The following is a 19,200-nucleotide window of genomic DNA, read 5'->3' on the forward strand; positions in this document are numbered from 1 at the left end:
TTACTCCGCGTTGGCCGCCAGATCCCGCAGCACCTGCAGGGCGCGTTCGGCATCGGCCTGGCCGACGAATAAATGGTCGTGGTAATACCCGGCGATCACGTTGCAACTGATTCCGGCCTGGCCCAGCGCCGTGGCGAACGCGGCGGTCAGGCCGACGGCTTCGAGGGCCGAGTGCACGTTCAAGGTGATCCAGGCAGCGACGTAGTCGAAGCTGAACCCGGCTTTTTCGGCGTCGGATCGTTGCAGAATCACCGTCAGCCCTTCTTGTTCGCGAAAACTGCCGACAATCTCAAGGCCTGCGGGCAGATTGCCGTCGGGCAAGGTGCAGAACACGTAGTCGCCGTCGTTGAGTTGCGGGCTCATGCTGCGCAGCAGGGTTGCCAATGACGTTTCGCCAGCCATGTCGGTGATCCTTGTTCAAGAGTTCTTGCTGGCCATTCTCGGGTTGAACGATGTATAAGAAAAACCAATAGTGCTGATCGCTCATTAGGAAAACTGATGTTCGACTACAAATTACTGTCCGCGCTCGCCGCGGTGATCGAGCAGGCCGGATTCGAACGCGCCGCGCAGGTGTTGGGCTTGTCCCAATCGGCCATCTCCCAGCGGATCAAACTGCTGGAGGCACGGGTCGGCCAACCGGTGCTGGTGCGGGTCACGCCTCCGGCGCCGACGGAGATTGGCCGGCGATTGCTCAACCATGTGCAGCAGGTGCGGCTGCTGGAACGCGATCTGCAAACCCTGGTGCCGGCACTGGACGAAGAAGGCATGCCGGAACGCCTGCGCATCGCGCTGAACGCCGACAGCCTGGCAACGTGGTGGGCCGGGGCGGTAGGGGATTTTTGCGCCGAACAACATCTGTTGCTCGACCTGGTGGTGGAAGACCAGACCGTCGGCCTCAAACGCATGCGCGCAGGCGAAGTAGCGGCTTGCGTTTGCGCCAGTGAACGGCCGGTGGCCGGTGCGCGTAGTGTGCTGTTGGGGGCGATGCGCTACCGTGCGATGGCCAGCCCGGCCTTCATCGCCCGGCATTTTCCCGAAGGTGTGCGCGCCGACCAGTTGGCCAAAACCCCGGCCCTGGTGTTTGGCCCGGACGATTTCCTACAGCATCGCTACCTTGCGTCCCTCGGCGTGGATGGCGGTTTCGAACACCATTTATGCCCATCGTCCGAAGGATTTCTTCGTCTTACGGAAGCGGGACTTGGTTGGGGGCTGGTGCCCGAATTGCAGGTGCGCGAGCAGCTGGAGCGCGGTCAATTGGTGGAGCTTTTGCCAGATAGGCCGATCGATGTGCCGCTGTACTGGCATCATTGGCGCAATGGCGGTCAGTTGCTGGGGGTACTCACCGACCAATTGGTGCGCTCGTCGAAGCAATGGCTGGTGCCGTTGGACTGACGGGCAGCGTCAAGACCTCACGACCTACGCCCTACGCAATATGCAAAGCGCAAAACGCAAAACGAAATATTCGGAGCAACTCATGAAGATTCTGGTCACCGGCGCAAGCGGCTTCATTGGCGGACGCTTTGCGCGTTTCGCCCTGGAGCAGGGCCTGGACGTGCGGGTCAACGGTCGCCGGGCCGAGAGCGTCGAGCATCTGGTGCGCCGTGGCGCCGAGTTCATTCAGGGTGACTTGAGCGACCCGCAACTGGCGCGCGACTTGTGTTCAGACGTCGAAGCCGTGGTGCATTGCGCCGGCGCAGTGGGTTTGTGGGGGCGGTATCAGGACTTTCATCAAGGCAACGTCGAAGTCACCGAGAACGTGGTCGAGGCCTGCCTGAAACAACGGGTGCGGCGCCTGGTGCACTTGTCGTCGCCGTCAATCTACTTCGATGGCCGCGATCATCTGGGGTTGACCGAAGAGCAGGTGCCCAAGCGCTTCAAACATCCTTACGCCGCGACCAAATACCTGGCCGAGCAAAAAGTCTTCGGTGCACAGGAGTTCGGCCTCGAAACCCTGGCCCTGCGCCCGCGTTTTGTCACGGGCGCCGGTGACATGAGCATTTTTCCCAGGCTGCTGAAGATGCAGCGCAAAGGGCGCTTGGCGATTATTGGCAATGGCCTGAACAAGGTTGACTTCACTAGCGTGCAAAACCTCAACGAAGCTTTGCTCAGCAGCTTGCTGGCCAGCGGTTCGGCCTTGGGCAAGGCCTACAACATCAGCAATGGAGCGCCTGTGCCGTTGTGGGATGTGGTCAATTACGTGATGCGCCAAATGGATGTCCCACAGGTTACCCGTTACCGTTCCTACGGTTTGGCCTACAGCCTTGCCGCGCTCAACGAAGGCGTGTGCAAGCTGTGGCCGGGTCGTCCCGAACCGACCCTGTCGCGGCTGGGTATGCAGGTAATGAGCAAAAATTTCACCCTGGACATCAGCCGCGCACGGCATTATCTGGACTACGATCCGAAAGTCAGCCTCTGGACCGCCCTCGATGAGTTCTGCGGCTGGTGGAAGGCTCAGGACATTCGCTGACACACAAGGGCGGCCCCTTACTGAACCGAGCTCGGGGTTCAGGGTCAACCGGTGCGGCAGCGAGGGTTATACTTCGCCGCATCAAGCCATCACCGCGTTCCACAAAGGTTGACTCAATGTCCATGCGTAACGATGCCAACGACGACTTCGACGATGTACCGAGCCTGCGTGCCGACACCCTCGATGACGATGATTTTCCAACCACCGCTCGCACCTCGGTACATTCGCGCACCGCGCCTGTGGTCAAGGTCAAAGGCCCGAGCACCGGCCCTCTGTGGGCATTGGTCGGCGCATTGTTCTTTGCCTTCGCCGGCCTTGCCTGGTGGAGTTTCCAACAGATCTCGCTGATGGAACAGCAACTGGTGGCCACTCAGGAAAGTTTCGCGCGCATCAGTGAGGAAGCGGCGGGGCGCTTGCAGGACATTTCCGGCAAGGTCGTGGCCAGCCAGTCCAACGTCAATACCGACAGTGAAGCGCTGAAGCTGCAAATCAGACAGCTGGAAGGCAAGCTGCAGGACCAAAGCAAACAGTTGGAAAGCAAGCTTCAGGACCAGAGCAAACAGCAGCAAGGCGTGCTCGGCCAGGCTTCCGATCTGGACAAGCGCCTGGCGCAAATGAGTGCGCAAACCACCGAACAGCAAGCCACCAACGCTCAGTTACTGGCGCAGGTCAAAGCCTTGAGCGGCGAACTGGCTGCGTTGAAAAACGCTCCGGCTGATACCAGCAAAGTCGACGCCCAGCTCAAAAGCCTGGGCGCCGACATCGCCGCGCTGAAGAGACAAGGTAACCCGAGCGCCGCCATCGAGCGCCTGGAGCAAGACATGATCGTGCTCAAAAGCGAGCAGGACAACCGCCCGTCCGCCGCGCCAGGTGGCTCCAACACCGCGGAGTTCGACGCTTTCCGTGGCCAGGTCACCCGCAGCATCAACACCCTGCAGGCGCAGATCCAGAATCTGCAACAACAACTGCGCACCCGGCCTTGATTGGCTGATGCAGTGATGGGGAATGGGGCTTTTGTGGCGAGGGAGCTTCTGTGGCGAGGGGGCTTGCCCCCGTTCGGCTGCGCAGCAGTCGCAAATCAGGCGTCGCGCATTATCTGAAAAAACGCGGCGCATGGATTGGGGCGGCTGCGCCACCCAGCGGGAGCAAGCTCCCTCGCCACGGAAAAGCTCTTCAAAGCACAGACCTCCCCACCGTTTCCTGAATATTCATACATAGCCCCAAGCCGTCTACGCTCTTGAAACACTAACAAGAACGGGGAATGCGCCATGGGGGTTCTTCACAAGCTGGCCTTGCTGGGCGGGATGATATTGCTGTGCCTGGGGCCGGTTCACGCCGCCACGGCACAAAAGGATGACAGCCAGGCCGCCAAAGCCTTGCTGGAAAAAGCCCTGGCCTATTACCACGAGCAGGGCGACAAGGCTTTCGCGGCCTTCAGCCGTCAGGGCGAGTTTGTCGACAAGGATCGTTATGTCTTCGTGGTCGACACCAAGGGCGTGATGCTCGCCAGTGGTGGGCCATCTTCAGCGTTGATCGGTCGTGATGTATCCGAGGTGCTTGGGCCGGATGTGCAGAAGGCCTTCAAGGACGCCTTGAAAGTGCCTGAGGGCAACGGAATTCAGCAGGCCGAATACCGCTGGCAGAACTGGGCCGACGGTAAAGTCGAACGCAAGCATGTGTTCTATCAGCGCGTCGGCCAGCGGATTCTGGCGGTCGGTTACTACCTGCCACGGGCCTCGCCGCAACAGGCGCAAGCGTTGCTAGATAACGCAGCGGTCGATCTGGCCAAAAACGAGAAGGGCACGCTCACAGCGATCAACTCCCTCAAGGGCGGCTACTTGCAGGATGACCTGTACGTGTTTGTCGTCGACCTGGATAACCAGCGCTATGTTGCCCACGGCACCAATCTGCGCCTGATCAATACCGACTTCGGCAAGATCAAGGACCCGGAAGGCAAACCGGTGGGCGAGCCGATTCTGGCGCTGATGGCCAAGCAGGATGACGGCGAATACGAATACCGCTGGAAAAACCCGGTGACCGGCAAGGTCGAAGACAAGCATGCCTACCTGAAAAAGGTCGGGCATTTTCTGGTGGCGGTGGGGTATTACAGCCCTTGATTCGGTGGTGTCCGGGCTGACGTCTTCGCGGGCAAGCCTCTACAGGTGCGAGGCTCGCCCGCGAAGGCCGCACCTCGGTCTATCTACCGAACCGTGTCCTCCCGCCCCCGCAACACCCTGTTCGGCATGGCAATCGCCGCCGCCAGCCCCAGCAATGACACCGCCGCGCTGACCATCAGCAAATGCCGGAAGGTCAGCAGCAGCTCAGCGCGCAGGGCGTTTTGTGCATCCCCCGGCGCGGCGTTCAAACCGTCCAGCAAGACATTTCCCGAACTGCCCTCGGCAATCAGCGACGAGCCGGCCAGATGCGCGAAGCTTGAATCCTGCAGTAACGCCAGCAGCAGCGCCGACATCAACGCCACCCCCACCGCGCCGCCCAGAGCGCGGAACAGATTGGTGGTGCTGGTCGCGACGCCGATGTCCCGTTGTTCCACCGAGTTTTGCGTACCCACCAGCGACGTCGGGAACTGCATGCCGCTGGCAATGCCGCTGAGCAACATGAATAGACTGCTCAGCACAAACGCCTGAGGCGCACTGAACGCCATGCCGAGAATCGAGAACGGCATGAGCAGGGCGCCAGTCAGGATCATTGGTTTGTAACGACCGCTCACCGAAGTCTGGCGCCCGGCGAAATACGCGCCTATCGGCAAGCCCATGGCCAGCGGCAACAGGTGCAGTGCGGCGCTGTCGGCCCCGGCGCCGGTGACGCTCTGGAAACGCAGCGGCATCAACACGATCAGGGAAATCGCCTGGAAACTGGTGAAGAAAATCGTGCACCAGCAGAGAATCGCATTGCGGTTGGCGAACAAATGCATCGGCAGCAACGGTTCCCGCGCCCGCCGTTCATGCCAGACGAACATCGCCAGCACCACCACCGCACAACCGAGCAAACCCAAGACGTCGGCGCTGCGCCACGAATGGCCCTGGCCAATTTGGGTGATGCCCAGCAGCAACGCTGTCAGGCCAATGATCATCAGCAATGTGCCGAAGTAGTCGATGACCGGTTTGCGTTGCGGCACCGGCAGCCCCACCAGCGTGCGATAGGCGACCAGCCAGGCACCCAGGCCCAGTGGAAGATTGATCAGAAACACCCAGCGCCAGGACAGGTATTCGGTCATGTAGCCACCGAGTACCGGCCCGGCTACGCTGGCCACCGCGTACATGCTGCTGAAGTAGCCCTGATAACGACCGCGCTCGCGGGGTGGAACGATGTCGCCGATGATCACCTGGCTTACCGAAATCATCCCGCCGGCACCGATGCCCTGAAGGATCCGCGCCAGCACCAGTTGCTCCATGCTTTGCGCCATGCCGCAGAACAACGACGCCAGGGTGAACACCCCCATACCGAACAGCATCAACTTGCGACGGCCATACAGATCGCCGAGTTTGCCGTAGATCGGCACGGCCACGGTCATCGCCACCATGTACCCGGAAATTACCCAGGCCAGCAGGCTCACATCCTTGAATTGCGCGGAAATCGCCGGCATCGACACGGCGACGATGGTCTGGTCCAGCGCGCCCAGAAAGATCGCCAGCATCAGGGCGATCAGCACGCTGCGAATGGCCGGTTTGCGCGTTTCAGGCTGGTTGAGATTGGTCACGGGTAAACCTGCGGGCAGTGATGGGCCCGCAAGAGCCGAGGCGAGCGGGGATGCTCGCCAGTGTAAGTCGGTAGGAGGCTATTCGATAGCCTCATAAGGAAGGCCGACGTAATTTTCCGCGATGGTTTTTCGACCGGCCTCGGAGTTCACAAAATAGCTCAGCTCCGACTCGCTGATGCGCTGACTGAACGCGTCGTGGTCATCGAAGCGATGCAGCATCGAAGTCATCCACCACGAAAACCGCTCGGCTTTCCACACCCGCCGCAGGCAGACCTCGGAATACTTCTCCAATAAGTCCACACGGCCTTCGCGATAAACCTTCAGCAGAATATTGAATAACGTACTGACGTCGCTGGCCGCCAGGTTCAAACCCTTGGCGCCGGTAGGCGGAACAATGTGCGCGGCGTCGCCGACCAGGAACATCCGGCCGTACTGCATCGGTTCGACCACGAAACTGCGTAGCGGCGCGATGCTTTTTTCGATTGACGGGCCGGTCACCAGTGTCTCGGCGAGGGCGGCCGGCAGGCGGGATTTGAGCTCATCCCAGAAGCGCTGATCGGACCAGTCCTCGACCTGATCCTGGGCCGGGACCTGAAGGTAATAACGGGTGCGTGTCGGCGAACGCATGCTGCACAGCGCAAAACCCCGCTCATGCCGGGCGTAGACCAACTCCTCGTGAACGGGAGGCGTGTCGGCGAGAATCCCCAGCCAGCCGAAGGGATAAATTCGCTCGAATACCTTCAGGCTATCGGCAGGGATCGACTGCCGTGCCACGCCATGGAAACCGTCGCAACCGGCGATGTAGTCACAATCGAGTCGCCAGGTTTCGCCGTCCTTGTCGAAGGTGATAAAGGGGTCAGCGGTTTTCATGCCGTGGGGCACAACGTTGCTTGCCTCATAAAGGGTCTGCGCGCCTGCGTCCCGACGGGCGGCCATCAGGTCGCGGGTGACCTCGGTCTGGCCATAGATCATCACGGTTTTGCCACCGGTCAACGCCTGCAAATCAATGTGTACCCGGCGCCCATCCAGGGCCAGTTCGAAGCCTGTGTGGACCAGCCCTTCGGTGTCCATGCGCCGGCCCACCCCGGCCTGACGCAACAGCTCTACCATGCCTTGTTCGAGGACTCCGGCGCGGATGCGTCCGAGTACATAATCCGGGGTCTGGCGTTCGAGAATCAGCGTGTCGATACCGGCGTTATGCAGCAATTGGCCGAGCAGCAAGCCAGAGGGACCGGCACCGATGATGGCGACTTGGGTTTTTAGTGTTTTCATTGTTTTTATGACTCGCAAGTTCTACGCGACCAAGGCCGGTGAATGATTTTTATGGATCGAGTACTTGCATTTTTCACTTGCGAGTCTGTCAATTGAAGGTGAAAACTGAGCCGATACCTGTACTTTTTACCAATCGGTGCGATTATCGCCCCGTTACCCCGAGGCCTGGATTGAAGTGATGAACAAGCCTGACCTGCCATCGATTCCGGTGTTCAAACTCTATGGTGAAAGCCTGGACTGGCCGACCCCTGATTTGTTGCACTGCGAAACCATTTCCAAACGCAGCCGCGAACATCAGTGGGAAATAAAACCTCACCGCCACGCTGATTTGTGTCAGTTGCTGTTCGTGTTCAAAGGTCAGGCAGAACTTGAAATCGAAGGTAAACGCACACAGCTGACTGAGCCGGCCATCCTGATCCTGCCGCCGCTGTCGGTGCATGGTTATCGGTTTTCCGAGGACGTCGAAGGGTTCGTCGTCACACTGGCCGCGCCGCTGATCGCCCACCTGCAGGCACAACTGGGTAATTCGGTGAACGCTCTGGCGCAGGCCGAAAGCTACCCGGCGGGCAAGGACAGCGAGTACCTCAATAGCCTTTTTTCAGCGCTGCAAAGCGAATACACCGGCCATCAACCGGCGCGGGAAATGCTCATGCATTCGCTGGTCAGCGTGATCATGGTGTGGATCAGCCGTCAGGTGATTCAGCGCCAAACCGCCACCCAGCGTCCGCAGCGGGCTCGGGAATACCTCAACGGCTTTATTCAGTTGGTGGAAGAGACCTATCGCCAGCACGTCAAGGTCGAGGACCTGGCGCATCGGCTGGGGATTTCTGTGTCCCACCTCAACGGCACGTGCCGCGAACTGGCGGGGCAACCGGCGTTGCAGATCATGCATGAGCGTCAATTGCTGGAGGCCAAGCGCTTGCTGACCTACACCAGCATGACCATTTACGAAATGTCCGACGTGTTGGGGTTTTCCGATCCCACCAACTTCACACGTCTGTTCCGACGTCGCGTGGGGATCTCGCCCAAAGCCTTTCGCGACCGCTTGAAGGCCGATCAGGACGCTGCCGATCAGGACAGCGAGGCCTGAAGCCTGTGGCGAGGGGGCTTGCCCCCGTTGGGTCGCGAAGCGACCCCAGCATTTCAATGAGAACACCGCATTCACCGAATTACGACTGCTGCGCAGCCGAACGGGGTGATGCGGCGTTCCGACAAGCCCCTTCGCCACAGGGTGTTCGTTATCGGAGGGCGTTGAGGCTTGCGTTGTGGGGGATGCAGCGCTCGAAGTTGCAGCTCGCGAAGTCACGGGGCTGTTGTCGCAACTGCTCGACGCGCCAGGCTGCCGTGCCATACAGCGCCAGTGTCGCAGCGCAAGTGATGAAAATGGCGAGGTATCTTCTTGTTCTGATGTTCATGGCGGTGACCTCTGAACGAATACCCGTGGGTACTGCTTTGAGCATAGGTCAGCGGTGATGAGTTGCCAGCGCAGTTGCCCGACATGTAACGCGTTATTCAGAACACTGATATCCCCCACAGGAGAGGTGTTTACAGGCCTGCATCCCAAGCGGGTTCTTGCGGAAATCTGAGAACCAGAAAATCCAGCATGCTGCGCAACGCCACCGGCATGTGCTTGCGTGACGCATACACCGCATAAATGTTCATCTGCCGGGGCTCAGCCTGGGGCAGCAGACGGACCAGTTCGCCACTGTGGATATGCACACCGGCCAGGTAACTAGGCAGCATCACCACACCGGCCCCGGCCATCGCCGCACGCAACAATGTGCTGGCTTCGTTGGCGCTGATGTTGCCCTGCACCGGCACCGAGACGGGCTCGCCGTCCTGCTCGAAATGCCACAGGCTCTTGCCGAAATAGGAGTGGGTCAGGCAATTGTGCAGGCTCAGGTCCTCGACCCGTTGCGGTGTCGGGTGCTCGCGCAGATAAGCGGGGGAGGCGCAGATCACCGAGCGGCAGACCGTCAGGCGCCGGGCGATCAGGTTCGGGTCCAGGTCGTTGCTGGTGCGGATGGCCAGATCGATACGCTCATCCACCAGGTTCACCGTGCGGTCGAGCATTTGCATATCGATGCTGACGCCGGGGTAACGTTTGACATAAGCCGTCATGGCGTCCGCCAGTTGCGCCTGGCCGAACGAGGTACTGACGCTGATCCGCAGCGAGCCGCGTGGTGCGTCGTGCGGCTCGCTGACGGCGGCTTGCATGTCGCTGGACAACTCGAGCATCTGCTGGCAGCGCGGCAGGATCTCGCTGCCGGCGGTGGTCAGGCTCAATTTGCGCGTGGTGCGGTGCATCAGGCGCGCGCCGACCCAATCTTCCAGCTCCGCCAGATACCGGGAAACCACCGGCCGTGACAGGTCCAGGTGATCCGCGGCGGCCGATTGGCTGCCGAGGTCGACCACGGTGACGAACACCCGCATTGCTTGTAGACGATCCATGATTTGCCCGCTTTCAGAAACAAACTATGTTCAAGCATCGCATTTTTTGTATCGAACCAGGCAACTAAGCTCTGTCCCATCGCCAAGCACGGCATTCGGACAACGGAGCAACAGATGATCGGCTTCACTTCACTCAGACGCATCCTTCTGGCAACCGCCACGCTCGGCTTCGTGGTGGCCCACGCCGCGGCAGCGTCCACCCTGACGCTGGAGGTCTACAACCCTGGCACCAACGCAATCTTCCCGGTGACCTCGGTACTGGTCAGCGGCGAGAAGGAAGCAATTCTGGTGGACGCGCAATTCGGCAAAGCCCAAGCCGAACAAGTGGTGGAAAAAATCCGCGCCAGCGGCAAGCAACTGACCACTATCTACATCAGCCACGGTGACCCGGATTACTACTTCGGCCTCGACACCGTCACCAAAGCGTTCCCGAAAGCCAAAGTGCTGGCCTCGCAACCAACCGTTGATCACATCAAAAAAACCGTCGACGGCAAGTTGGCCTTCTGGGGCCCGAAAATGGGTGCTGATGTACCGAACAAAACCGTCGTGCCACACGTATTCAAGGGCGACAGCCTGATGCTGGAAGGGCAGAAACTGCAGGTGATCGGCCTGGACAGCAAACAGCCGGATCGCAGCTTTGTGTGGATTCCGTCGATCAAGGCAGTGGTGGGAGGCGTGGTGGTTGCTGAAAACATTCACGTATGGATGGCCGACACCCAGACTCCGCAGTCCCATGCCGATTGGCTGACGACGCTGCACGCTATCGAAACGCTGAAGCCGAACACCATCGTGCCGGGTCACTACCTCGGCGAGAGCGCTCGCTCTCTGGCAGCGGTGCAGTTCACCGCCGACTACATCAAGGCTTTCGACGAAGAAACCGCCAAGGCGAAAGATGCTGCCGAGTTGATCGGCGCGATGAAAAAACGCTACCCGACCCTGGGCGAAGAAAGCTCGCTTGAGCTGAGCGCCAAAGTCGCCAAGGGCGAGATGAAGTGGTAATCCGCCGCAGCTGAAACTGAATAAGCCTTTGTGGCGAGGGAGCTTGCTCCCGCTCGGCTGCGAAGCAGTCGTAAAACCTGAGCATGCGGTGAGCCTGAAGAAATGCGGGGGGAGCGCTTCGCACTCCAGCGGGAGCAAGCTCCCTCGCCACAATGAGCATTGCCAAGTCACTACAACTACATCACCGCAACTGGAGAAACATCATGAGCAACATCGCAATCATCGGTGCCACCGGTCGTGCCGGTAGCCAACTGTTGGAAGAAGCCCTGCGTCGCGGTCACAGCGTCACCGCCATCGCCCGCGACACCTCGAAAATCGGCCAGCGTGCCGGTGTCGTGAGCAAAAACGTGGACGTGCTCGATGCCGCTGCATTGCAAGCCGCCGTCGCCGGACATGATGCGGTGATCAGCGCTGCGCATTTCTCCACCATTCCCGCCAGCGCTGTCATCGAGCCGGTGAAAAAAGCCGGGGTCAAGCGTTTGCTGGTGGTGGGCGGTGCCGGTTCGCTGTTGCTGCCGGGTGGCACCCGGGTGATCGACAGCGAAGGCTTTCCGCCGGAGTACAAGGCCGAGGCCAGCGCCGGTGCGGCGTTCCTCAACACCCTGCGTCAGGAGCAGGACCTGGATTGGACCTTCCTGTCGCCGTCGGCAGAGTTTGTCGAAGGTGAGCGTACGAGCACGTTTCGAATCGGCAAGGATGACTTGCTGGTGAGTGCGCAGGGCCGCAGCTGGATTACCTTTGCTGACTTCGCCATTGCGCTGCTTGATGAAGTGGAGACGCCGAAGCATTCCCGCCAGCGGTTTACTGTAGGGTATTGATCCACGAAACACCGCACCCCGTAGCAGCAGGCTGCGCCAGCTGCTACGGGGAATTTCGGTTCAACGCGATTGAGCCTGCTCCACCAACCACCCCATCAATTCGCGCAACTTCGGCGAAGGCTCTGGTTTGTCGGGGAACACCAGGTAATACGCCAACCCGGTTTTCACCTTCAATTCGAAGGGCATGACCAGCCGCCCGGCGCTCAGGTCATCGCCGATCAACGACCAATCGCCAATCGCCACGCCCGTTCCTTGTGAGGCCATCGACATCGCCAGGTCCAGGGTTTCGAAATGCTGGCCCTTGCCGACATTGCTCAGGCGAGTATCCGCGGCTTTGAGCCAGGCGTTCCAGTCCCGTTCATCGCGGGTGGGATGCAGCAACAGGTGCTGTTGCAGATCGGCCGGTGTCTGCAAGGCCATTGGCCCTTCAAGCAGCGGCCGGGAACACACGGGCGTCAGTTGTTCATCGAACAGATGACGAGAGGCCAGTGAGCTGTCCGGAGGCGCGCCATACATCACCGCCGCATCGAACTGTTCGCGATGAAAATCCACGCCATGTTTCACTGTAGTGGTCAATTCAACCGGCACGTCCGGGCGCTCCTTTTGCCACTGCAACAGCCGCGGCAACAGCCAGCGCATCACGCAGGTTGGCGCTTTCAGTTGCAGGGTTTCACGACTCTCGCCGATCTGATCCACCGCCTCATCAATCAGCCCGAAAATCTGCTGCACCCGTGGCAGCCATTCCCGTCCTTCGGCAGTCAGGCTCAAGCCCCGCGCCTGGCGAATGAATAGTTCATAACCCAGATGATCTTCCAGCCCGGCGATCTGCCGGCTCACCGCGCCTTGGGTGATGTGCAGCTGTTCGGCGGCCCGGGTGAAGTTGCAGCACTGCGCGGTGATCAGAAAAGTGTGCAGCGCCGGCAGGGGAGGCAGTCGTTTCATTGGGATCCAAGGTATGACGTGAAGACATGGCTAGTATGACTTTTTATCCATTGTTGCGGCTACGTGTCGCCCGTTCCAATGAGGCCATCCCTGGACCTGCCAAGCCATCATAAACACTGCGCAGGCCCGGCGTCTCAAACGAACAAAAAGGGCAAACACATGGCGACGTGCGGCGAAGTATTGGTCAAGTTACTCGAAGGTTACGGGGTCGAGCAGGTGTTCGGCATTCCGGGGGTGCATACCGTGGAGCTGTATCGCGGGCTGGCCCGTTCGAGCATCAACCACGTCACTCCGCGTCACGAACAGGGCGCCGGTTTCATGGCCGACGGTTACGCACGTACCAGCGGTAAACCGGGTGTGTGCTTCATCATCACCGGCCCCGGCATGACCAACATCACCACCGCCATGGGTCAGGCTTACGCCGACTCGATACCGATGCTGGTGATTTCCAGCGTGCAATCGCGCAGCCAATTGGGCGGCGGTCGCGGCAAGCTGCATGAGCTGCCAAACCAAAGCGCACTGGTCGGCGGCGTGGCAGCGTTCTCCCATACCTTGATGTCGGCGGCGGAGTTGCCGGGCGTGTTGGCGCGGGCCTTCGCGCTGTTCCAGGCCGGTCGTCCGCGTCCGGTGCACATTGAAATCCCGTTGGACGTATTGGTCGAAGAGGCCGATGACTTGCTCGCCAGCGTGCCGGTGAACATCGATCGTGCCGGTGCTTCGCCCAGTGCGATCAGCCGCATGACCGACTTGCTGGCCGGTGCCAAGCGCCCATTGATTCTCGCCGGTGGCGGCGCCATCGATGCCGCGGCCGAGTTGGCTGAACTGGCCGAGCTATTGGATGCGCCGGTGGCCCTGACCATCAATGCCAAGGGCCTGCTCGAATCCCGCCATCCGCTGCTGATCGGTTCGACCCAAAGCCTGGTGGCGACCCGTGCGCTGGTGGCCGAGGCCGACGTGGTGCTGGCCATCGGTACTGAACTGGCCGAAACCGATTACGACGTCACCTTCGCCGGCGGCTTCGAAATCCCAGGCGTGCTGCTGCGCGTGGACATCGACCCTGACCAGACCGTGCGTAATTACCCGCCGAAAGTCGCGTTGGTGGCCGACTCGCGCAATGCCGCCCAGGCCCTGTTGAGCGCGCTGTCCCACAAGTCGCTGGCCGAGCGCCGCAACGATTGGGGTCAGGTCCGCGCCGCTCGCTTGCGAGAAGAACTCGCCGCCACCTGGGACGCCCCGACCCTGGCCCAGACCCGTTTCCTGGAGACTGTGCTGTATGAATTGCCGAACGCGGTGTTCGTCGGCGACTCGACCCAACCGGTGTACACCGGCAACCTGACCTTCAACCCGGAACGCCCGCGTCGCTGGTTCAACTCGTCCACCGGTTACGGCACCCTCGGTTACGCCTTGCCGGCGGCGATTGGCGCCTGGCTCGGTGGCCGCATCGAGGGCGGCGCACGCCCTCCGGTGGTGTGCCTGATCGGCGATGGCGGCCTGCAATTCACCCTGCCGGAACTGGCCAGCGCGGTGGAAGCGCGTACGCCGGTGATCGTGTTGCTGTGGAATAACCAGGGCTACGAAGAGATCAAGAAGTACATGGTCAACCGCGCCATCGAGCCGGTGGGCGTGGACATCTACACCCCCGATTTTATCGGTGTGGCCAAAGCCCTGGGCTGCGCGGCCGAAGCGGTCAGCAGTGTGGACGGGTTGCGTGATGCGTTGCGCCTCGCCACCGATCGCCAGGGCCCGACCCTGATTGAAATCGACCAGACCGAGTGGATGAAGGCGGTGTCGCAATGACTTTTCCAACTACTTTGGATGGCCTGTACATCAACGGCCAATGGGCCGCCGGCCATGAACACTTACGCGTGATCAACCCGGCGACCGAAGCCCTGCTGACCACCGTGAATGGCGGCGATGCACACGCTGTCGATCAGGCCGTCACCGCAGCGGCCAACGCGTTCAAGCAATGGTCGAAAACCACCGGTACCGAGCGCGGGGCGATCCTGCGCAGAATCGCCGCAGGCGTGCAGGCCGGGCGCGAACAGTTGATGAAGTTGCAGTCGAGCAACAACGGCAAACCGCTGTTCGAAGCGGCCATCGATGTCGACGATGTGATTGCGACCTTCGAGTATTACGCTGAGCTGGCCGAAGGCCTGGACGCGAAACAAGACAGCGCCGTGGCGTTGCCGAGCGACGATTTCAGTGCCCGTTTGCGCCGCGAACCGTGCGGTGTGGTGGGGCTGATCGTGCCGTGGAATTTCCCGATGGTCACCACCGCCTGGAAACTTGCCCCGGCCCTGGCCGCCGGTTGCTGCGTGGTGCTCAAACCGTCGGAAGTGACGCCGCTGCCAGAGCTGGAATTGGCGACGATCATTGCCGAAGCAGGTCTGCCAAACGGTGTGTTCAATCTGGTCTGCGGCACCGGCCTGGCGGTTGGTGCGCCGCTGTCGGCTGACCCGCACATCGCCAAAATTTCCTTCACCGGCAGCAATTCGGTGGGCGTGCAGGTGATGCAGCGAGCGGCTGAAACGGTGAAAGGTGTGAGCCTGGAGTTGGGTGGTAAATCCTCGCTGCTGGTGCTCGCCGATGCCGACCTCGAACTGGCGGTTGAAGTGGCCTGTGGCGGCGGTTTCTTCAACGCCGGGCAGATGTGTTCGGCCACCAGTCGCGTGCTGGTCGCCGATGAGTTGGCGGATGAGTTTGTCGCGCGATTGAAGGCGCGCGCCGAAGCCATTCGCGTGGCCGACCCGTTCGACCCGAACGTGGAAATGGGCGCGCTGGTCAATCAGGCGCAATACCAGCGGGTGCTGGGCCACATCGATCGCGGTTTGAGCACTGGCGCGAAGTTGATCTGCGGCGGCAATCGTCCGGCAGACCTGTCGCGCGGCTATTTTTTGCAGCCGACCATTTTCATCGACGCGCCCCTCGACAGTGCGCTGTGGTGCGAAGAGATTTTCGGCCCGGTGATCTGCGTGCGCAGTTTCACCTCCGAGGCTGAGGCGATTGCCCTGGCCAACGACAGCCCGTTCGGCCTGGTCGCCAGTGTGGTCACGCGCGACAGCGAGGCCGCCGATCGGGTCGCCAACGCTTTGCAGGCGGGGCTTGTGTGGGTCAACGCGCCGCAAGTGATCTTCCCGCAGACCGCCTGGGGTGGCTACAAACAGAGCAGCATCGGCCGCGAATTGGGGCCGTGGGGTTTGCAGGCGTTCCAGGAAATCAAGCATGTGATTCGGGCCGTCTGACAGCACGAAAAAGGTGAGCGCATGCCTCGAAAGGAGGCATGCGCCAGTGTCATGGCTTCAATGAGTTTTTATCGATAGTCAGGTGTTTTGCACGACCTCAGGATGAACCCGCAGGTCAAGCTCAAGTCCTTTGAAACCGGGGACTTCAAGCCGATCTGGCCGCGCGGATGCAACGGTTGCGACCAACCTCATACTTAAAAAAACAAAGGGAGTCCTTCATGGGCAAGCATGATCTGAACAGACGTCAATTCATCAAAACCGTGGGTGTGGCGTCGGTAGCCGCCGCAGCCATGAGCATGCCGTTCATCAAGGCCAATGCCAGCGATACGCGCTTTGCGGGCAAGACCCTGCGCCTGCTGACCTGGTCCGATGATACTGGCCTGGCAGCACTGCGCAACATCGCGGCCACCTTCGAAGACAAGTACGGCTGCAAGGTCATTGCTGACCGCACCGGCAGCACCTCGGAAATGGTCGCCAAACTCAAGGCCGGCGGTGATCGTCCGCAGTACGACATCATCACCCTGGCCGGCGTCGGTGCCGAAGGCTTGGCCGCCGCCAACCTGCTGGAAAAACCCGACCTCAACCGCATTCCCAACCTGGTGGATGTACCGGAGAAGTACCGCACCGGCGCCAATGGCCACGGTATCGGTTATCTGTTGTGGTGCAACAGCCTGGTCTACAGCACCCGCACCCAGAAAGAAGCCCCGGACAGCTACGCCGCGATGTGGGACGCTGACCTGGCGCCGAACATTTTCCTGCCTCCGCCGAACTGGACCGAGGCCATGGACCTGATCATCATCGCCGCCAAACTGGCCGGTGGTGACGAACACAACATCGAACCGGGCTTCAAGAAACTCGCCGAGCTCAAGAGCCGTGTGGTGACCCTGGGCGAAAACCCGAACCAGATCGCCGAGCTGTTCCGCACCGGCTCTCTGGACATGGGCGGCTTGTACGCGCCGGCATTTTTCCCGAAACAGATCCGCGACCCGGCCTACGGCCTGGGGGCTACTTTCGGCATGAAGGAAGGCTTCTACACCGACCTGATGCTCTCGGTAATGCCGAAGAACCGTCCGGGCGATACCGACCTGGCCTATGCCTTCATCAACCACTCTCTGGACCCGCTGGTGCAGGGCAAGATGGCTGAAGACATCTACAACGGCCCGGTCAACGCCAAGGCGATCATCTCCGCCGAAGCGCGCAAGAGCCCCTACATCCTCACGCCGGAGCAGATTGCCGAGAAGGCGATCATGCACGACAACGCCTTCCTGGCCACCGTGCATGACCAATGGATTCGTCGCTACACGGAAATCTTTTCTTCCTGATTTCTGCGGTTTGAAGATTCATTGTGGCGAGGGAGCTTGCTCCCGCTGGGTCGCGCAGCGACCCCAATCAATCACCGCGCCTTTTCAGATAGAACGCGGTGCCTGGTTTTGCGGCTGCTACGCAGCCGAGCGGGAGCAAGCTCCCTCGCCACAGGTTTTGCCGAATCTCAGTCTTGCTGCTTTCCATTGACGAGACCCTTGCTATGGAACACCAACCTCTGACCCATCCGGTAAGCGCCGCACCCGTGCGCGTCAACCGGGGTGTCTCACCGACGGCGCGCGCCTGGTTTTTCCTCTCGCCGTCGATGCTGTTTCTCGGCGTGCTGATTGCCGCGAGCCTTTTGGTACTGCGCATGAGCGTCGGCACCAAAGGCGCGGAGTGGTCCGGCTTCAGCCTGGCCAGTTACGCCCAATTGCTGGAACCCTATTACCTCAAATCCTTGCTGCTGACGTTGCGCCTGGCGCTGATCAGTGCGGTGATTGCGGTGTTGCTGGCGATCCCGGTGGCCTACACCATGTCGCGACTGACCTCACCGTTTGTGCGGCGGATCTTCCTCGCGGCGGTGCTGCTGCCCTTGCTGGTCAACCTGCTGCTGCAAAGCTACGGCTGGCTGGTGATTCTCGGCCCCGGCGGGATGCTCAATCAGGCGCTGATGGGCCTGGGCCTGATCAAGCGGCCGATCATGCTGCTGTACAACCAGAACGGCGTGTTGATGGGCCTGGTGCAAACCGCGTTCCCGTTGGCCGTGCTGCCGATTGCCAGCGCCATGCGCGGCGTCGCCCGCACTTACGAAGAAGCCGCTGCCACCCTCGGCGCCAGTCGCTTGCAGGTGTTCCGCCAAGTGGTGTTGCCGATGAGTTTGCCGGGGATTATCACCGGCGCGACGCTGGTGTTCGCCTACAACGCCAGCAGCTTCGTGGTGCCTTTGCTGCTCGGCGGTCGGCGCGTGCCGATGCTGGCGGTGATGGTCCATGACCAGATCGCCCCGCTGATGAACTGGCCCGCCGCGTCCGCTGCCGGCGTGGTGCTGATCGTTACCACGCTCGCCATCATGACCTTGTCCGAATACATCACCGGCCGTCGTCGGCGCATGCTGGAGGCTTCGCAATGAGCACTTTGATCAAGAAGCGTCAGTCGCTGCTGCCGGGCGATACCGGCAAGTTCGCCGGCATCCTCTCGGGCTTCATCCTGCTGCTGGCGGTATTGCCGATCCTGACCATGATCGTCATGTCGTTCAGCGGTGCGTCGAACCTCGACTTTCCGCCCAGCAGCTACAGCCTGCAATGGTACAAGGCCGCCTGGCACACCTTCGTCTCGCCGGACTCCAGCGATGTGCTGAGCCTTGGCAAAGCCATGACCACCAGCCTGATGGTGGCGTGCCTGACCATGATCTTCGCCACGATCATCGCGGTGCCGGCGGCTTACGCGCTGACCCGTTGCGAGTTCCGCGGCAAAGCCGTGGCGCTGCAATTGATGTCGCTGCCACTGGTATTCCCGATGGTGGTGTTGGGCCTGGCCTTGCTGCTGGTGTTCGACAGCCTGCCATTCCAGATCACCACCTCGCGGCTGGTGATTGCCCATGTGATTCTGGCGCTGCCGTTCGTGGTGAAAAACTGTACCGCGGCGATGCTCTCCATCGGCAGCGAAGTCGAAGAGGCCGCGCAGATGCTCGGTGCTTCACCGCTGCGGGCGATTGTCGATGTGGTGGTACCGCTGATGAAGTCGGGGATTCTGGCGGGCATGCTGCTGGCGTTCATCGTCTCGTTCAACGAATTCACCGTGACCTATTTCCTCTACACCATCGACGTCATGACCGTGCCGATCTGGATGTACAGCCGCACCGTGTCTTCGCTCGACCCTACCGTTTTCTCGTTTGCCGTGCTGATCGTGCTGATCGACTTCGTGCTCATTTGGGCGCTGGAAAAGTTGGTTGGCGAAGGCGGCGTTTCGTTCTGATTCTTGAGGTGA

At 60.8% G+C, this 19,200-nt stretch carries 17 protein-coding genes; 12 read left to right on the plus strand and 5 right to left on the minus strand.

From position 1 onward, the window contains the following. Nucleotides 1–402, minus strand: a complete 402-nt coding sequence (locus ACZ9BB_RS01705) for an ACT domain-containing protein (RefSeq protein WP_476212268.1) — start codon at nucleotides 400–402, stop codon at nucleotides 1–3. Between the two features lie 96 nt (nucleotides 403–498). Between ACZ9BB_RS01705 and ACZ9BB_RS01710 the strand changes: the two genes are divergently transcribed. The 4 genes from ACZ9BB_RS01710 to ACZ9BB_RS01725 all read left to right on the plus strand — a co-directional run bounded on the left by ACZ9BB_RS01710 (nucleotide 499) and on the right by ACZ9BB_RS01725 (nucleotide 4,584). Beyond that, nucleotides 499–1,392, plus strand: coding sequence for a LysR family transcriptional regulator ArgP (locus tag ACZ9BB_RS01710; protein ID WP_476212269.1), 894 nt, complete (start codon nucleotides 499–501; stop codon nucleotides 1,390–1,392). Nucleotides 1,393–1,474: 82 nt separating this feature from the next. Next, the gene (locus tag ACZ9BB_RS01715; RefSeq protein WP_476212270.1) at nucleotides 1,475–2,467 is read left to right on the plus strand and encodes an NAD-dependent epimerase/dehydratase family protein; all 993 of its coding nucleotides are present in this window, start codon (nucleotides 1,475–1,477) and stop codon (nucleotides 2,465–2,467) included. 116 nt (nucleotides 2,468–2,583) lie between these two features. Beyond that, nucleotides 2,584–3,450, plus strand: coding sequence for an ATPase (locus ACZ9BB_RS01720; RefSeq protein WP_476212271.1), 867 nt, complete (start codon nucleotides 2,584–2,586; stop codon nucleotides 3,448–3,450). 285 nt (nucleotides 3,451–3,735) lie between these two features. Continuing rightward, a complete protein-coding gene (locus ACZ9BB_RS01725) occupies nucleotides 3,736–4,584 on the plus strand; it encodes a cache domain-containing protein (protein ID WP_476212272.1) in 849 nt (282 codons plus the stop codon). 83 nt (nucleotides 4,585–4,667) lie between these two features. On the opposite strand, the gene ACZ9BB_RS01730 is transcribed toward ACZ9BB_RS01725, so the two are convergent. Continuing rightward, nucleotides 4,668–6,185 (minus strand): MDR family MFS transporter, encoded by a 1,518-nt coding sequence (locus ACZ9BB_RS01730; RefSeq protein ID WP_476212273.1) that lies wholly within the window; start codon nucleotides 6,183–6,185, stop codon nucleotides 4,668–4,670. 78 nt (nucleotides 6,186–6,263) lie between these two features. Further along, complete coding sequence (gene pobA, locus ACZ9BB_RS01735; RefSeq protein ID WP_476212274.1) at nucleotides 6,264–7,457, minus strand: 4-hydroxybenzoate 3-monooxygenase; 1,194 nt, start codon at nucleotides 7,455–7,457, stop codon at nucleotides 6,264–6,266. Nucleotides 7,458–7,635: 178 nt separating this feature from the next. Here pobA and ACZ9BB_RS01740 point away from each other — a divergent pair, with 178 nt between their 5' ends. Further along, complete coding sequence (locus ACZ9BB_RS01740; protein ID WP_476212275.1) at nucleotides 7,636–8,547, plus strand: helix-turn-helix domain-containing protein; 912 nt, start codon at nucleotides 7,636–7,638, stop codon at nucleotides 8,545–8,547. Between the two features lie 455 nt (nucleotides 8,548–9,002). On the opposite strand, the gene ACZ9BB_RS01745 is transcribed toward ACZ9BB_RS01740, so the two are convergent. Further along, on the minus strand, nucleotides 9,003–9,908 hold the full coding sequence (locus ACZ9BB_RS01745) for a LysR family transcriptional regulator (RefSeq protein WP_476212276.1): 906 nt from the start codon (nucleotides 9,906–9,908) through the stop codon (nucleotides 9,003–9,005). Nucleotides 9,909–10,022: 114 nt separating this feature from the next. Here ACZ9BB_RS01745 and ACZ9BB_RS01750 point away from each other — a divergent pair, with 114 nt between their 5' ends. Beyond that, nucleotides 10,023–10,907 carry an MBL fold metallo-hydrolase gene (locus ACZ9BB_RS01750; RefSeq protein WP_476212277.1) on the plus strand — a complete coding sequence of 295 codons (885 nt, stop codon included), beginning with the start codon at nucleotides 10,023–10,025 and terminating at the stop codon, nucleotides 10,905–10,907. Between the two features lie 203 nt (nucleotides 10,908–11,110). Continuing rightward, nucleotides 11,111–11,725, plus strand: a complete 615-nt coding sequence (locus tag ACZ9BB_RS01755; protein ID WP_476212278.1) for an NAD(P)-dependent oxidoreductase — start codon at nucleotides 11,111–11,113, stop codon at nucleotides 11,723–11,725. Nucleotides 11,726–11,785: 60 nt separating this feature from the next. Here the strand turns inward: ACZ9BB_RS01755 and ACZ9BB_RS01760 are convergent, their stop codons facing one another. Next, the gene (locus tag ACZ9BB_RS01760) at nucleotides 11,786–12,667 is read right to left on the minus strand and encodes a LysR substrate-binding domain-containing protein (protein WP_476212279.1); all 882 of its coding nucleotides are present in this window, start codon (nucleotides 12,665–12,667) and stop codon (nucleotides 11,786–11,788) included. 159 nt (nucleotides 12,668–12,826) lie between these two features. Here ACZ9BB_RS01760 and ACZ9BB_RS01765 point away from each other — a divergent pair, with 159 nt between their 5' ends. The 5 genes from ACZ9BB_RS01765 (at nucleotide 12,827) to ACZ9BB_RS01785 (ending at nucleotide 19,188) form a co-directional block, all read left to right on the plus strand. Continuing rightward, nucleotides 12,827–14,464, plus strand: a complete 1,638-nt coding sequence (locus tag ACZ9BB_RS01765) for a 5-guanidino-2-oxopentanoate decarboxylase (protein ID WP_476212280.1) — start codon at nucleotides 12,827–12,829, stop codon at nucleotides 14,462–14,464. After that, entirely contained in the window at nucleotides 14,461–15,909 is a 1,449-nt protein-coding gene (locus ACZ9BB_RS01770; protein ID WP_476212281.1) for an aldehyde dehydrogenase family protein, read from the plus strand. The genes ACZ9BB_RS01765 and ACZ9BB_RS01770 overlap by 4 nt, the downstream gene beginning before the upstream one ends. A 218-nt stretch (nucleotides 15,910–16,127) precedes the next feature. Then, nucleotides 16,128–17,231, plus strand: a complete 1,104-nt coding sequence (locus ACZ9BB_RS01775) for an extracellular solute-binding protein (protein WP_476212282.1) — start codon at nucleotides 16,128–16,130, stop codon at nucleotides 17,229–17,231. 203 nt (nucleotides 17,232–17,434) lie between these two features. Further along, on the plus strand, nucleotides 17,435–18,343 hold the full coding sequence (locus ACZ9BB_RS01780; protein WP_476212283.1) for an ABC transporter permease: 909 nt from the start codon (nucleotides 17,435–17,437) through the stop codon (nucleotides 18,341–18,343). After that, complete coding sequence (locus tag ACZ9BB_RS01785) at nucleotides 18,340–19,188, plus strand: ABC transporter permease (protein WP_476212284.1); 849 nt, start codon at nucleotides 18,340–18,342, stop codon at nucleotides 19,186–19,188. Before ACZ9BB_RS01780 ends, ACZ9BB_RS01785 begins: the two co-directional genes overlap by 4 nt. Nucleotides 19,189–19,200: the final 12 nt, after the last annotated feature.

The sequence above is a fragment of the Pseudomonas sp. TE3552 genome (assembly GCF_056278945.1).

Excerpts from the sequence above, each read along its gene's own strand:
- ACZ9BB_RS01775 (WP_476212282.1), top strand. The coding sequence starts at position 16,128 with ATGGGCAAGCATGATCTGAACAGACGTCAATTCATCAAAACCGTGGGT.
- ACZ9BB_RS01785 (WP_476212284.1), top strand. The coding sequence starts at position 18,340 with ATGAGCACTTTGATCAAGAAGCGTCAGTCGCTGCTGCCGGGCGATACC.
- ACZ9BB_RS01750 (WP_476212277.1), top strand. The coding sequence starts at position 10,023 with ATGATCGGCTTCACTTCACTCAGACGCATCCTTCTGGCAACCGCCACG.
- ACZ9BB_RS01720 (WP_476212271.1), top strand. The coding sequence starts at position 2,584 with ATGTCCATGCGTAACGATGCCAACGACGACTTCGACGATGTACCGAGC.
- pobA (WP_476212274.1), bottom strand. The coding sequence starts at position 7,457 with ATGAAAACACTAAAAACCCAAGTCGCCATCATCGGTGCCGGTCCCTCT.
- ACZ9BB_RS01770 (WP_476212281.1), top strand. The coding sequence starts at position 14,461 with ATGACTTTTCCAACTACTTTGGATGGCCTGTACATCAACGGCCAATGG.
- ACZ9BB_RS01755 (WP_476212278.1), top strand. The coding sequence starts at position 11,111 with ATGAGCAACATCGCAATCATCGGTGCCACCGGTCGTGCCGGTAGCCAA.
- ACZ9BB_RS01740 (WP_476212275.1), top strand. The coding sequence starts at position 7,636 with ATGAACAAGCCTGACCTGCCATCGATTCCGGTGTTCAAACTCTATGGT.
- ACZ9BB_RS01780 (WP_476212283.1), top strand. The coding sequence starts at position 17,435 with ATGGAACACCAACCTCTGACCCATCCGGTAAGCGCCGCACCCGTGCGC.
- ACZ9BB_RS01765 (WP_476212280.1), top strand. The coding sequence starts at position 12,827 with ATGGCGACGTGCGGCGAAGTATTGGTCAAGTTACTCGAAGGTTACGGG.
- ACZ9BB_RS01710 (WP_476212269.1), top strand. The coding sequence starts at position 499 with ATGTTCGACTACAAATTACTGTCCGCGCTCGCCGCGGTGATCGAGCAG.
- ACZ9BB_RS01705 (WP_476212268.1), bottom strand. The coding sequence starts at position 402 with ATGGCTGGCGAAACGTCATTGGCAACCCTGCTGCGCAGCATGAGCCCG.
- ACZ9BB_RS01715 (WP_476212270.1), top strand. The coding sequence starts at position 1,475 with ATGAAGATTCTGGTCACCGGCGCAAGCGGCTTCATTGGCGGACGCTTT.
- ACZ9BB_RS01725 (WP_476212272.1), top strand. The coding sequence starts at position 3,736 with ATGGGGGTTCTTCACAAGCTGGCCTTGCTGGGCGGGATGATATTGCTG.
- ACZ9BB_RS01745 (WP_476212276.1), bottom strand. The coding sequence starts at position 9,908 with ATGGATCGTCTACAAGCAATGCGGGTGTTCGTCACCGTGGTCGACCTC.
- ACZ9BB_RS01760 (WP_476212279.1), bottom strand. The coding sequence starts at position 12,667 with ATGAAACGACTGCCTCCCCTGCCGGCGCTGCACACTTTTCTGATCACC.